General features: G+C 42.5%; 12 protein-coding genes. 7 read left to right on the forward strand and 5 right to left on the reverse strand.

Annotation, left to right across the window (positions count from 1 at the left end):
• Positions 1–30 precede the first annotated feature (30 nt).
• Together ACL9RF_RS07260 and ACL9RF_RS07265 are read left to right on the forward strand one after the other, a co-directional pair.
• A complete protein-coding gene (locus ACL9RF_RS07260) occupies positions 31–270 on the forward strand; it encodes a hypothetical protein (RefSeq protein WP_422799938.1) in 240 nt (79 codons plus the stop codon).
• Between the two features lie 609 nt (positions 271–879).
• Positions 880–1,473: a riboflavin synthase gene (locus tag ACL9RF_RS07265; RefSeq protein ID WP_422799939.1), complete on the forward strand. Its 594-nt coding sequence runs from the start codon at positions 880–882 to the stop codon at positions 1,471–1,473.
• A gap of 92 nt (positions 1,474–1,565) precedes the next feature.
• Here the strand turns inward: ACL9RF_RS07265 and ACL9RF_RS07270 are convergent, their stop codons facing one another.
• Both ACL9RF_RS07270 and ACL9RF_RS07275 read right to left on the reverse strand, forming a co-directional pair.
• Positions 1,566–3,356 (reverse strand): chloride channel protein, encoded by a 1,791-nt coding sequence (locus ACL9RF_RS07270; protein ID WP_422799940.1) that lies wholly within the window; start codon positions 3,354–3,356, stop codon positions 1,566–1,568.
• A 16-nt stretch (positions 3,357–3,372) separates the two neighbouring features.
• A complete protein-coding gene (locus tag ACL9RF_RS07275; protein WP_422799941.1) occupies positions 3,373–4,314 on the reverse strand; it encodes a LysR substrate-binding domain-containing protein in 942 nt (313 codons plus the stop codon).
• Positions 4,315–4,511: 197 nt separating this feature from the next.
• On the opposite strand from ACL9RF_RS07275, the gene ACL9RF_RS07280 reads away from it, so the two are divergent.
• From ACL9RF_RS07280 to ACL9RF_RS07295, 4 genes are all read left to right on the forward strand, one after another.
• Positions 4,512–6,683, forward strand: a complete 2,172-nt coding sequence (locus ACL9RF_RS07280; protein ID WP_422799942.1) for a S46 family peptidase — start codon at positions 4,512–4,514, stop codon at positions 6,681–6,683.
• 87 nt (positions 6,684–6,770) lie between these two features.
• Entirely contained in the window at positions 6,771–7,511 is a 741-nt protein-coding gene (locus tag ACL9RF_RS07285; RefSeq protein WP_422799943.1) for a thioredoxin domain-containing protein, read from the forward strand.
• Positions 7,512–7,522: 11 nt separating this feature from the next.
• Positions 7,523–7,900 carry a DUF423 domain-containing protein gene (locus tag ACL9RF_RS07290; RefSeq protein ID WP_422799944.1) on the forward strand — a complete coding sequence of 126 codons (378 nt, stop codon included), beginning with the start codon at positions 7,523–7,525 and terminating at the stop codon, positions 7,898–7,900.
• A 14-nt stretch (positions 7,901–7,914) separates the two neighbouring features.
• Positions 7,915–9,123 carry a chloride channel protein gene (locus tag ACL9RF_RS07295; RefSeq protein WP_422799945.1) on the forward strand — a complete coding sequence of 403 codons (1,209 nt, stop codon included), beginning with the start codon at positions 7,915–7,917 and terminating at the stop codon, positions 9,121–9,123.
• A 69-nt stretch (positions 9,124–9,192) separates the two neighbouring features.
• Here ACL9RF_RS07295 and ACL9RF_RS07300 read toward each other — a convergent pair whose 3' ends face one another.
• Genes ACL9RF_RS07300 through ACL9RF_RS07310 form a run of 3 tightly spaced genes read right to left on the reverse strand, consistent with a single transcriptional unit; the run spans position 9,193 to position 13,744 of the window.
• Positions 9,193–10,878, reverse strand: a complete 1,686-nt coding sequence (locus ACL9RF_RS07300; protein ID WP_422799946.1) for a sodium/sugar symporter — start codon at positions 10,876–10,878, stop codon at positions 9,193–9,195.
• A 52-nt stretch (positions 10,879–10,930) separates the two neighbouring features.
• Positions 10,931–12,259 carry a xylose isomerase gene (gene xylA, locus ACL9RF_RS07305; protein ID WP_422799947.1) on the reverse strand — a complete coding sequence of 443 codons (1,329 nt, stop codon included), beginning with the start codon at positions 12,257–12,259 and terminating at the stop codon, positions 10,931–10,933.
• Between the two features lie 12 nt (positions 12,260–12,271).
• On the reverse strand, positions 12,272–13,744 hold the full coding sequence (locus ACL9RF_RS07310) for a xylulokinase (RefSeq protein WP_422799948.1): 1,473 nt from the start codon (positions 13,742–13,744) through the stop codon (positions 12,272–12,274).
• Positions 13,745–13,826: 82 nt separating this feature from the next.
• On the opposite strand from ACL9RF_RS07310, the gene ACL9RF_RS07315 reads away from it, so the two are divergent.
• Positions 13,827–14,837, forward strand: coding sequence for a LacI family DNA-binding transcriptional regulator (locus ACL9RF_RS07315; RefSeq protein WP_422799949.1), 1,011 nt, complete (start codon positions 13,827–13,829; stop codon positions 14,835–14,837).
• Positions 14,838–14,873 lie beyond the last annotated feature (36 nt).

Raw genomic sequence — 14,873 nt, forward strand, 5'->3', positions numbered from 1 at the left:
GCAGACATTTTGCAGACATAATTTTTCGCTATGGCAAAAACTAATACATCAGCATCTATGTTCAGGTTTTCTACCAAACTCCACATCTGGAAAAATAGGGTTAAGAAGAATAAGTATTCCTCCATTTACATCTATGTTGCTATCTCCGTAAATGGCAAAAATGAAAAAGGATATTTTCCTTTAAATCTGGACTGGCCACATGATCTTATTGATTTTGAAAATTCAATCTTAAAACCTAGATCCAAAAATGATGCAGATTGCCATGCTTAAAATAGGATAATTAGGTCAGAGCGCGCTAAGTCTAATGCAGTTGCTAAAGTTTTCAGGTTAACAAACCGACAGTTTTCTTTAGAAGCTCTGAAGCGTGATATAATTCTCCTCAAATGGTAATACAGATTTTGTTTGGTATTATAAATTCCATCTAAAAATTTATCACCATTATTCATATAAATAGTAAGAGAAACGAAAGAATTCGGTATGCTCCCTCTATTTCCTAGGCAGGGAAACAAAATACCATGCAATAGAAAAAGCCCGATAATACCAGGCGGTACATCGGGCTTTTAAAATTTAACCTCTTACGAGGCAATCAACCTAAACCTATCCAAAGGTAACACTTTTGGGTAAAACAACAAAATTTTATACTACAAAAAAGATATTTAACATTATTAAATAAGGCAATCAACTGATAGTCAAGGTTATAAAAATAAAAAAAAGGTTTTCAAACGGGGAGAATGAAAACCTTTTATAACCAATTATAAACCTAAATTATGATAACACAAAGTTAGTGTACATTTTACACATATCAAAATTTATTTCATAATTTTTGTAAATACTCCTTCGGGCAAGATTAAGTATATTTGTAAAAATATATTTATAGCTATGTTTACAGGTATTATAGAAACTTTAGGAACGGTAGTAAAGATTGAAAAAGAGCAAACGAATATTCATTATTATATAAAATCAGAAATTTCTAATACGCTCAAGATCGACCAAAGTGTGTCGCATAATGGTGTTTGCCTTACCGTGGTAGACTTTGAAGACAGCAATACCATCCATAAGGTTACTGCCATCGAGGAGACCTTACAGAAATCGAATATTGGCCATCTTGCTGTTGGCGATTACGTCAATATTGAACGTTGTATGGTTGCTAATGGCCGCTTCGACGGACATGTCGTGCAGGGCCATGTCGATCAAATTGCGACTTGCATTTCCAAAGAAGATCTTAATGGCAGTTGGCTATTCACATTTCAATACGACGCTTCCACAAACAATGTAACCGTTGAAAAAGGATCTATTGCTGTAAATGGCATCAGCCTTACCGTAGTAAATGCACAGAAAGACCGCTTCTCTGTAGCCATTATACCCTACACCATTGCCCATACCAACTTACAACAGGTAACGGTAGGAAGTACGGTAAACCTGGAATTTGATATTATCGGAAAGTATGTTGCCCGCCTATTAGGCAATAGATAACCCCATAGGCATCAGCCTTAGGGTATTCGGCAGCAGTACGCAGCTGCCTTCGACAGCTGCGTACTGCTTTATATATGAAAACCTAGGCGCAGCTACTCCAGGTAGGCACTCTGCCGCATCAGTAAGGCACGGTATTTATTAAATACAGCAGCCTTAGAGATAAAACCTACATACTTCTCCTGGGTATCCACAACAGGTAATATCCATACATCATCCTTATTCATCTTTGCCATCACCCTTTCCATATCTTCATTTTCCTGAATGATGTCGTTAGGTTTTTGTGCTAAGGATGCGAAGCTGCGGTTTACGCCCTCCTCTTCCCCCAGCAAAATCGAAAATAGCCGCTCGCTGTAAAGCACCCCCAGCAGCTTCCCATCGTCGTCTACAATCGGGAAAATATTACGCTTAGAGTGTATAATATCCGATTTACGGTCGCCAGGTTTTTCGTCGGGGTGTAACACCACAAAGTTTTTTTCAATAACATAGCGCAGCTTCATCATACTAAGAACAGTTCTATCTTTATCTTCATAGGATAGCAGGTCGCCCGAATCGGCCAGCACTTTAGTATATATCGAATGCTTCATTACCGCCCTGTTGATTAAGTATGAAATCGATGCCACCAGCATTAAAGGCACCATCAGCGCATAACCACCCGTCACCTCAGCAATCAAAAACATACCCGTCAAGGGTGCGTGCATGATACCACTCAACGCTCCTGCCATACCCGCCATAACAAAATTGGGCACATTCAATTCGACAAGACCCGTTAAGTTAAGGCCATAGGCAAAGGCGAAGCCCAACAAACCTCCCATCACCAAACTGGGACCAAATACCCCGCCATTTCCACCACTATTAATCGTAAATAAGGCTGCAAAAGACTTCCCAAATAGCGTTAAAATGGTGTAGGCAACAACCACCCATCCCATATCTCTAAAATTGGTAAATAAGCTATTTTTTACAATCGCATTGAAGTTGCCATCCAAAATCTGCTGTATCGTAATATAACCCTCGCCATATAAAGCTGGAAATAAAAAAATCATGACCCCCAACGAGAGGCCGCTAATCCATACTTTATTATAGGGGTTAGAAATCTTAGCGAACCATTCTTTAACACGCTGACTAACGCGGGAGAAATAGATTGTAAACAGACCTATTAATATCGCCAAGGCAATATAAAAGATCAGCGCCTCCACCTTCCAGTCTGTTAAGGTCGTATGAAACAAGGGTTCGGCATATAGCAACCTGCTTACAACCGATGCAATAGCCGATGATATCAATAGCGGAATAAATACAGGAATAGAAAACTCGGATAATAAAATCTCTATCGCAAAAATCATCCCCGCAACGGGACTGTTAAAGGCTGCCGAAATACCAGCCGCAGCACCACAGGCCAGCAGTAAGGTTACCTCCTTATAACTGAGACCGAAGAAACGAGCAATATTAGAACCTATTGCCGAGCCACTATAGGCTATCGGCGCCTCGAGGCCCGACGAGCCCCCAAAACCAACGGTTAATGCCGAGGTAACAATCTGGGAGTAAATGGTGTGTACCTCTATCCTACTGGACTTGCGCGAAATGGAATAAATAATGGGCGTTATACCGTGTTCAAACTTTTTCCCTTTTAAAAACTTACGTACAAAAAGGACACTCAAAAGAATCCCTATTAAAGGGAACACCAGGTAAAAGGAATATTTGTAATGCCACTCTACATCGTCCTGCAAAGCAGAGGCAATAAAATGCGTCATCCCCTTTAGTAATGCCGCTGCCAAGCCTCCCACAATGCCTACCAGAAAAGCCAGCAACACCAAAAAATTGCGGTTAGATATCCTTTCCATGCGCCACTTATTAACGGCATCCAATTTTCGCAAAAATTTCTCTTTCATATAACAATAAGGCTAACTAAAGGTCAAAACCCACAACATCTCTTTTTTTCTTTGTCTTAAAACGCTCCGGAACGATGCGCAATATTTCATTAACTAATGCTTTTATAGCAAGCTTTTTTACATAGTTCTGGGTGGTAACCACAGAAATCTCACGAACAGGCTCCGGGGCTTTAAAATAACGTACATTACTAATGGCATCTTCATCATAATCCAGTATACTCATTTCGGGTAAAATCGTGAGCCCGCCATTAACATCTACCATACGCTTTAAGGTTTCCACACTTCCTGTATTATACGCAAAGCTATTCTCCTCCCCCATATTGTATCTGTAATTACAAATATTAAGTACCTGTCCGCGCATGCAGTGCCCTTCGTTCAAGAGCCACAGCTTTTGATTCATAATATCATCGGTACTCAGCATCTTTTTGGTATATAAAGCACTATCAGGGGATAAATAAGCTACAAAAGTCTCATAAAATAAAGGCGTCTCTTCAATGGAATTGTCCAATAACGGCGTCGACAAGATGCCGCAATCTAATGTTCCATTTTTAAGTTCCTGTATTATTCTTTCGGTAGTATATTCCCAAACCTGCAGCTGCACCTTCGGGTAATTCTTGACAAAAGAGGTGATAACATTAGGCAACAAATACGGTGCCACGGTTGGTATAACGCCAACTTTTAAATCACCTTCAATCTCACCTTTGTTTTCTTGTAAAAGCTCTTTAATTTGCTTGCTCTCCATTAGCACCACACGCGCCTGGCGGATAATCTTCTCCCCAATTGCTGTCGGCACCACGGGCTGCCGGCTACGATCAAAAACTTTTACACCGAGAGATTCTTCAAGTTTTTGAATCTGCATGCTTAATGTGGGCTGGGTAACAAAACATTTCTCTGCGGCAGCCACAAAACTTCGATACGTATCTACGGCTACAATATATTCTAATTGAACAAGGGTCATGTTATCAATTTTTTCAAGACAAAGGTAATCATTTAAATACAATGCAAAACTGTAAAGGTTTACGCGCTTTTGGATACACGGCCTGCTTAATAGGGGCTCCTTCTATAACAGATTCCAACGGTACCTGTTAATCGCGGTCCGGGGGTATAACCCTCCTTACGGCTATTTTCTTTATATTTGGTAAAAAATATAATACTATGAATTTGAAATTTAGATCTACTATTTTTACGGCATTGTTGTTGGGTGCTGCATCGATAAACTTCTCGGCGTCGGTTCCCGACGAGGGGATGTATCCTTTGAGTGACCTTAACCGTGCCGGTCTAAAGAAAGCCGGTTTAAAAATCAACGAAACGGATATTTATAATCCTGGAAATATCGGACTGGTAGATGCGTTGGTACAGGTATCGGGATGCTCAGGGTCTTTTGTCTCTCCGAATGGATTAATCATCACCAACCACCACTGTGCATTTAGTGCGGTACAGCTGGCGTCGACACCTGCCTTCAACTACCTACAAAATGGCTTTGTAGCCCAAAATCAAGAACAGGAGATCGAAGCTAAAGGACTTACCATCCGTATTACCGAATCGTATGAGGATGTATCGGCTAAAATTCTAAATGCTGTAGCTCATGTTACCGATCCTGTGGAGCGAATTAATATCATCCAAAAGAAACGGCAGGAATTGGCGCGTGAGGCCGAGAAAAAAGATCCGAGTATTAAGGCTGAGGTATCGGAAATGTTTATGGGCAAGAGCTATGTATTGTTCCACTATAAAACGATTGAAGATGTCCGTTTGGTGTATATTCCCCGTCAAGATATTGGCGAGTTTGGTGGAGAAACTGATAACTGGGTATGGCCTAGACATACGGGCGATTTTTCTTTCCTAAGGGCTTATGTGGCACCCGACGGCAAATCGGCGAAATACGCCAAAACGAATGTTCCGTACAAGCCTAAGAAACACTTAAAAGTAAACCCTAATGGGGTAAACGAAAATGACTTCGTTTTTATCTTAGGTTATCCTGGCCGTACGTTTAGACATCGCCCAGCAGCGTATATCGCTTACCAACAGCAATATTTACTTCCTTATACATCAGAGCTATATGATTTCCAAAATAATCAAATGCTTCAAGCTGGAAAAGACGATAAAGCGACTGAATTGGCCTTGGCAACACGTGTAAAAAGAAACGCCAATGTATTGAAAAACTACAGGGGAAAACTTAAGGGTTTACGTAATATCGATCTTATCGGTGCCAAACAGCAGGAGGATGTTGAGTTAGCCACGTTTATAGCGAGCAAACCCGAGCTAAAAGCGAAGTATGCTACGTTAATGCAAGATATTGATAATCACTACAAACTGGTGTTTACGGATGCACAAAAAGAGCTATGGATGAATAACTTGTATACAGGTATACGTTCATTGCAACTGGCCAATACAATCTATGATTTTAAGGAGGCCTTGGCAAAACAACCTTCAGAAAAAGCAAAAAAAGCATTCTTCGATGGTAACATCGATCGCCTCAAAAAAAGTTTGAGTGATGTTTTTGAGAGTTTTAACCTGCAGGCGGACAAAAACATTGCTGCACACATGTTTGCGCAAGCACAATCTTTTGAAAATAAGAATGTAATACAAACCATTGTCAACAAAAACTTTACATCAGTACAGCAGGCGGAAGACTATATTACGGGGCTTATTGCCAACAGTAAAGTCGTTAATCAGGAGCTCTTGCTGCAGGAGGTATTAAAGGATCCAGCTTCCCTGCTGGCATACAACGACGGCTTACTAGGTCTGGCTGCAGCGTTTTCACAGGAGTTTGCGCCGTTCAGAGCCGAGTTAAAACGTCGCGAAGGGGTATTAAACCGTTTAATGGGTGATTACGTGGCTGTTAAAGAGGTATTCCAGGCCAAAAATTTTATTCCGGACGCTAACTCTACTTTACGCCTTACTTATGGCAACATTAAAGGATATAGCCCAGTAGATGCCGTTTATATGTCGCCATTTACTACAGTAAAAGGTTTACTTGAAAAAGGCAATTCAGGAAACCCGGAGTTCACTTTCCCTCAGGCAATTGAGCAGGCATGGTTAAACAAAAACTTTGGGCCGTACACGAAACCTGGAACGAATGATGTACCTGTAAATATTCTGTATAATATGGATACTACCGGAGGTAATTCAGGCTCGCCTATTATGAATGCCTATGGCGAGTTGATTGGGGTTAACTTTGACCGTTCTTATGATGCTACCATCAATGACTTTGCATGGAACGAGGCATATAGCCGCTCTATTGGTGTTGACATTCGCTACGTTTTATGGATTGCAGATAAAATCGATAATGCACAATTTATTATTAAAGAGATGGGTGTAAAAAACTAGGTTTTATTTCAGTAAACCAGCACTTTATACCGAACAAATAAACATAAAGGTACACGTGAATAACGTGTACCTTATAAAAAAAATACTATGTACGCTCTTTTAAAACATCGCCTACTGCAGCGCCGCTTTACGGTAAAATACAGTCTACTCCTATGCTTATTTTTCGGCATTGTGTCGGCAGCCAAGGCGCAGCTTAAAATGGAGGCCAGGGAGGCCTATGATCAATTAAATCGCAACAAAAAAATACAGCTCTTGGATGTGCGTACAACGGAGGAGTATACCGAAAAACATATTAAAAATGCTATCCACCTGGATTGGAAAAACCAGGAAATGTTCGACCAGGGACTGGAGAAATTGAACAAAAAAACGCCGGTTTTTGTCTATTGCCTTTCGGGCGGACGTAGCCAGTTGGCAGCAAAAAAACTTAGCGATGCGGGCTTCAGCGTTCTGGAAATAGAGGGCGGAATATTGAAATGGGAAGCCGAAAATCTTCCCTTGGCGGTACATGATAATTATAAAAATATGGACAACAGCGGGATGACAATTTCCGACTTTAATGCCATAATCGGCCAAAATAATTCTGTCCTTGTAAATTTCCATGCCTTATGGTGCGGTCCATGTCTGGAGTTAGCACCAACGGTGGATTCAATCGCGAGTGCCTATGCTGGTAAGGTGAAGGTGATCAAAATTGATATCGATAAAAATAGGGCTTTAGTGAAAGCGCTAAAGATTAGCGCTACACCACATGTGCAGGTCTATAAAAACGGACGGCTTACCTGGCAGAATACCGGTGTAATCGCACTGGCTGACCTTGAATCTCATCTTTAAACATTGTACTTATGCAAACATTTACTTTAGCTACAGCGGCTATTTTCGCAATGACAGCTATTATACTAGGCGCTTTCGGCGCACATGCGTTTAAAAAGATCCTTTCCGAGGAGAAGTTAACGTCTTTTGAAACGGGTGTTAAATATCAAATGTATAGCGCCTTGGCTTTACTGATAATTGGTTTTAATATAGACTTCAATCTTTATAATGCACGCTTTGCCGTGTATAGCATTGTTTTAGGTACCCTACTCTTTTCGGTTAGCATATACTTTTTATCTTTCGCCGATTACTGGAAAAAGAACTTCCGCTTCTTAGGGCCTATAACGCCATTGGGGGGCCTATTGATGATTATTGGCTGGGCGGCATTGCTGGTTAATTTCTTAAAATAACCGTTCGCCATAGCATGCCCAACGCAAAACGTGTACCTCCAAAATTGCCACTGTCTACTTGGGTAAAGGCTATTGTTCTCCTTGCTCTGGCAACGGGCCTAACATCGGCCGTTTTTTTGTTTGCGCTGCGTGCGGTTGAGCAGTATAGAGAACAGCAGCTTTGGATTATGGCTGGCTTACCACTGGCGGGTGTAGCTGTGGTATTTTTGTATAAGCGTTACGCCCCTAATGCCAACAAAGGGAATAGTTTGTATTACGACGAGTATAAAAACCCTACAGGTAGCATAAGCTTTGTAATGGCGCCTTTAATTGTATTGGCAACCTTGGTTACCCATCTCTTCGGCGGGTCGGCCGGCCGAGAAGGCACCGCAATTCAGTATGGGGGAACCTATGCCGATACCCTTGCCAAAAAATTAAAGCTGGCTAAACAGCATAGTCGCATACTTTTAATATGTGGGGTGTCTGCAGGGTTTTCTTCTTTGTTTGGTACGCCATTAGCCGGCACGGCATTTTCCATTGCCATATTTCGTAAAGGCAAGATCCGTAAGTCGGCTTTTATCCCGGCGTTGATTAGTGCGTATGTGGCACATGCTATTACCCTGGCTCTCCAGGCTCCGCATACGCATTACCAGCCGATACATATTGCCACATACCTGGATCCACAATTATTATGGATTCCGGTTGTTGCTGTGCTATGCGGACTTGTAGGACGTTTATTCACCCTTTCGCATTCTTTTTTTTCGGCTTTATTTAATAGGCTTAAAAACCCGTATATCCGGGTTGCCTGCGGTGGTCTCCTGCTGCTATCCTTGGTGTACCTTATCGGCAACACCAAATACATTGGGCTGGGTATCCCTACGCTGCTGAGCGCGTTTGAAATACCACAGCAGCCTGTGGACTTTCTATGGAAAATAATCCTTACGACCCTCACCTTAAGTGTTGGCTTTAAGGGCGGAGAAGTTACACCGCTATTTTTTATTGGTGCCACGTTCTGTAGTTTTCTATCGACATTAATCCCTTTGCCTTTGCCCTTAATTACCGCAGTTGGCTTTGTTTCGGTCTTCTCTGCGGTTACCAGAACACCCCTGGCCTGTGCGATTATGGCAGCAGAATTGTTTGGTATACCTATACTCCCAATAGCCTTAGCGGCGACCTTTATCAGCAGTTACACCCTCAACCTAAATCGACGGCACTTTACGTTTAAAAAAATAGCCTCCCTATAACGTTATAGAGGGAGGCTATTTAAGGGTAGTGGGCAATCTAATTTAGCGTTGCCAACAGGAAAATATTTGCTACCAGTATAGGGTATAAAAGGCTGCGACAAGCAATACTACAATCAAGGCACCAGCAACGAAGGCTGGGTGCGCTTTAAACATTTTGGTGTCGATCTCAAGCCCTTTAGGAACAATTCCGCGTGCGTTATCTATCTTCGATATAATAATCATTCCTAACACACAGATCACAAAGACAAAGCCCATACGATCTAAAAATGGGATTTCATATAAGCCTGAATTGGGGTTGAATACCGAAAAGTTGGTCGACGCTAGGAAGGATAAGTCTACCATCGAAGGTAAAAATTTAAACAATACCGACAACAGGAAGCCTCCAATTGTAGCAAACATCGCTGCCGATGATGTTGTTTTTTTCCAAAAGAAGCCTAAAATAAACATGGCAAAAATTCCAGGCGATACAAAACCGGTATACTCTTGTATGTATTGAAAGCCACCTTTTTTATCGATGCCCAAATGGGGTGCAATAAGCACTGCCATAAGCATGGAAACAACAATTGTAATCTTACCTACATTAATCAAATTACGCTCCGAAGCATCCTTATTTAACACCTTTTTGTATACATCCAAAGAGAAGATGGTAGCAATGCTATTCGCCTTGCCCGCTAAGGATGCCACCACCGCAGCTGTAAGCGCTGCAAAGGACAACCCCTTTAAACCGTTTGGCAACAGGTTAAGCAATACGGGGTATGCCCTGTCTGGGTTAACTTCTCCCCCTTGCAACATCTCCTGCTGAAATAAGCCATCTTTCCATAATACATAAGCCGCAATACCAGGCAGCACCACAATAATTGGCATCAACAGCTTAAGGAATGCAGCAAACAAAATACCATTACGTGCCGTTTTCAGATCTGCCCCCAGTGCACGCTGCGTAATATACTGATTACACCCCCAATAGTTTAGGTTTACAATCCACATACCTCCGATTAAAACCGTTAAACCTGGAAGATCCAGGTAACTCTCATTATCGGGCTTAAGGATCATCTGGAAATGTTCACTCGCCTTATCCGTCATAACAGAATACCCATGAAATATGCCCTGCCCATCACCATAATGTTCCGACACCAGATTTAATGCCAGATAGGTCGTAGCCAGACCGCCTAAAATCAAAAAGAACACCTGAATAACATCGGTATAACCGATAACTTTCATGCCGCCCAAGGTAATGATAATTGCAAACACAGCTATCGCATACATGCAGAATGATAAGCTAAAACCCGAGATAGAACTTACCGCCAGCGCGCCCAAATATAAAATCGAAGTTAGATTCACGATAATATACAAGGCCAGCCAAAATACCGCCATAATCATCGCAACGGTACCATTGTAGCGCTGATTCAAAAATTGTGGCATGGTAAATATCTTATTTTTAAGATATACCGGAATAAAAAAGACCGCAACGACCAGCAAGGTTATGGCCGCCATCCACTCGTAGGTAGCAATTGCCAGTCCCATCTTAAAGCCAGAGCCACTCATGCCGATAAACTGCTCGGCAGAAATATTGGATGCAATCAGGGATGCTCCAATGGCCCACCAGGTTAAGGAGCCCTCGGCGAGGAAGTAGTCTTTGGATTCTGCGCCCAGTGTATTACTACGCTTCTTGTAATACACCCAAATGCCATAGGCGGCAACAATTACAAAGTAAATTAGAAATACGATGTAATCTTTAACATCTAGAAAATTATTCATTGGTTTTAAAATTGATTTTTTACGGTTATACAGTTAGTTATAACGCTACAAGTTAAATAAATCTATTGATAATATTCTCTAAATATTCTTGTTTTCCGCTAATTAACTGTGGCTCGCCTTGCTCAACGGCAAAATTTCGCAAATCTTCCAGACTTAAAAGGCCATTTTCAAAATCTGCCCCCCTACCGGTATCGAAGGAAGCATACCGGTCTTTTCGAATTTTCAGGTATGCAGAATCTTCCAAAATCCGATCGGCAGTAAGCAAAGCACGCGCAAAAAGATCCATACCACCAATATGCGCATAAAATAAATCTTCCGCATCGGTGGAGTTACGACGGATCTTGGCGTCAAAATTAACACCGCCACCCTGAAAACCACCGCCTTGAAGAATAATCAACATACTCTCGGTTAGCTCATTGATATCGTTTGGAAACTGATCCGTATCCCAACCATTTTGATAGTCTCCACGGTTGGCATCGATAGAACCTAAAAGGCCTGCATCTACGGCAACCTGCAGCTCATGCTGAAAAGTATGCCCTGCTAAAGTAGCATGATTCACCTCCAGATTAAGCTTAAAATCATCCAGCAAGTCGTAGCGCTGCAGGAAGCTAATGACCGTAGCAGCATCATAGTCGTACTGGTGTTTGGTAGGCTCACAGGGTTTAGGCTCAATAAAAAATGTACCCTTAAACCCTTGCTTACGGGCATAATCTTTGGCCGCATGTAAGAAACGTGCCAGGTGCTCCTGCTCGCGTTTCATATCGGTATTGAGTAGGGACATATAGCCCTCACGCCCACCCCAGAAAACATAATTCTCGCCGCCGAGGGCAATGGTAGCGTCGAGTGCCGCCTTAACCTGAGCGCCAGCATGACTTAAAACATGAAAATCCGGGTTTGTGGCCGCTCCATTCATATAGCGATGGTGTGAAAATAAATTCGCCGTTCCCCAGAGTAGTTTAACGCCCGAATCCTGCTGCTTTTGTTTAGCATATGCCGTAATTGCCTCAAGGCGTTTTTCATTCGTATGAATATTATCGGTATAGTCTACCAAATCCACGTCATGGAAGCAATAATACGGAAGCTGCAACTTGGTAATAAACTCAAAGGCGGCATCCATTTTATCCTTTGCGCGCTCTACGGCATCATTTTTAACATCCCAACGGAAGAAATGCGTTCTACCACCGAAAGGGTCGCTACCATCGCCATTAAAAGAATGCCAATAGGCACAAGCAAACCTAAAATGTTCGGCCATAGTTTTTCCACGCACCAGCTGCTCCGGGTTATACCACCGAAATGCTAAAGGATTGTCGCTGTCCAGACCTTCATAAGCTACCTGACCGATTTCTTTAAAATACGTTTTTTCACCTGTCAAAATTTTCATGTTTTTATAGATTTAAAATTTGTTTACTATTAATTTCCACTCCTGATACAATTCTTCATACTGTTGCACTTGCTGTGGCTCTTCTGTCTGCAAAAGCTGCATTTTCGTAAAAGCCTCCTTGGCTTCTGCATATATCCCCTTACCGACACCTGCACCCAACGCGGCCCCAACACTACCATCACTTTTGTAAAGCTCGATAGCTGTATTGGTTACGCCGGTGAAAGCTGCACGAAATAGCGGACTTAAAAACAGGTTGGTATAACCCGCACGGATTACCTGCGGCGCGAGGCCATTGCTACGCATGATATCAAAGCCATAACGAAATGCAAAGGCAATACCCTCCTGCCCGGCGCGTATCAGATCGGCCTGTCCGTGCCTATTGAAATCGAGCCCTGTAATATGAGCTCCGACAGGTTTATTCTGCAACATACGCTCTACCCCATTTCCAAAAGGTAAGATCCGAAGGCCTTTGGCACCCAGGGGGCTCTCGCTGCCTATGCGATTCAGCGCATCATAATCCTGGCCAGTACCGACCATTTTCTTCAACCAACTATTCTGTATGCCGGTACCATTTATGCACAACAATACGCCGGTACGAATTTGATCGGGTTTATAGTTTACATGCGCAAAGGTATTTACACGCGAGTAAGGGTCCGCAATAAGTGCATCGCTAACGCCATAAATCACACCAGATGTGCCCGCTGTTGCAGCCACCTCGCCAGGTTCTAAAACCTGCAATGAAAACGCATTATTAGGTTGGTCGCCAGCCTTATAAGCGACCTCAACATCCGGGGAAAGGCCAAGCTCTTCAGCAACTTGCGCAAGAATTTTGCCATGGCTACCAAACAAAGGGCGCAGCTCAGGTATTACCGCCTTATCGAATCCAAAATACCCTAAAAGCGCATCCGAAATTTTATGCTCGTCAAAATCCCAAAAAATCCCCTCCGATAAGGCCGGGATACTTGTTGTCGCTATACCGGTGAAGCGTAAAGCCAGAAAGTCACCCGGAAGCAGCATATGTTTTACCTGCGCATACAGCTGCGGCTCATGCGCCTTAACCCAAGCCAACTTGGCGGCCGTAAAATTTCCTGGAGAATTTAATAAGTGTGCTTTGCAGTACCCTTCGCCAAGCGCTGCTTGCGCCGCCTCGCCAAGCGCTACAGCCCTGCTATCACACCATATTATTGCATGGCGTAATACAGCATCCTTGGCATCTACCAGCACCAAACCATGCATCTGGTAGGCTATGCCTATGGCCACAATAGCTTTGGGGTCGTACAATTTTTGGCTATGCGCTTTCTGTATCGCTAATTTGGTATGGCTCCACCAGCGCTCTGGATCCTGCTCGGCCCAGCCCACTTCGGGGCTTATAATTTCTGTCTCTTCTTCCGGATAACTTACCGAAGTGATGGTCTTTTGTGTGCTGGCATCAACAATAGAAACTTTTATTGACGAAGTACCCAGATCAATTCCTAATAATAACATATAAATTAAGTTTTATGCAATCGGTTGCATAAAACTATTTAATTATATTTGTTTTTCCAATATTTTTTTAAACAATCTTATTTTGGACAAAAAAACAACCATTTACGATATTGCCAAAGCGCTAAACACCACGGTGTCTACGGTATCACGCGCCCTGAACAATAGCCCACTGATAAGCGAAGAAACCAGGAAAGCAATTCTAAAAAAGGCGAACGAGTTAAATTACAGACCAAATAAGCTAGCATCCTCTTTAAGTTCGGGGAAAACGAATATTATCGGGGTAATTGTGCCGAGTGCGAATATCCAATTTTTCTCTTCGGTCATTCATAGTCTGGAAAAAGGGTTAAAGCAAGCCGGTTACAAAATTCTATTGTACCAAAGTAACGAGTCTTTGGCCGCCGAGAAGGAAGGTATTGAGACCCTGCTTGAAGCCCAGGTGGATGGTCTTATTCTGTCTTTATCTCTAGAAACAAAAGAGGTGGACCATATCAAAAAAATTCAGGCCGAAGGGAAGCCTTTGGTAGTATTCGACCGTATCCATCAAGACTTAAAGGTGCCAATGGTAAGTATTGACGACCATAAAGCGGGATATATAGCTACGCAACACTTAATTGATGCCGGGTATAAAAAAATTGCTTATGTGTCTACACGCCACAAAACCTATATTTTTGATGCACGTTTTCGAGGCTATACCGATGCACTTCGGGATGCGGGTATTACGCTAGAAAAAGAATACATAATCCTGGATGAGCTTTCGATTCAAGCCGGTATTCGGGCAACCGAAAGACTAATGAAAATCGATAATAAACCCGATGCTATTATTGGTGGAGACGATTTTACGGCTTTAGGCATAATTAAAGCACTCAGTGAGCTGGGGTTTGTACCACCTAAAATTGGAGTTATCGGCTTTGCCAACCAAACCTTTTCGGAGTATATTACGCCAAGTTTATCGACGATCGATCAGCAGGCGACACAAATGGGAAGGGAGTGTGCAGCACTATTTCTACGGTTAATGGCCGACAATGCTATTAATGAACATATTGTTTTAGAGCCTATACTACGGTGTAGAGCGAGTAGTAGCGGAAACAGCTAGCCACTAAAATATTAGGGGCATCGCTGCCGACGCCCC

It is taken from the genome of Sphingobacterium sp. Mn56C (assembly GCF_049319645.1).
In the GTDB taxonomy this organism is placed as follows: Bacteria; Bacteroidota; Bacteroidia; order Sphingobacteriales; family Sphingobacteriaceae; genus Sphingobacterium.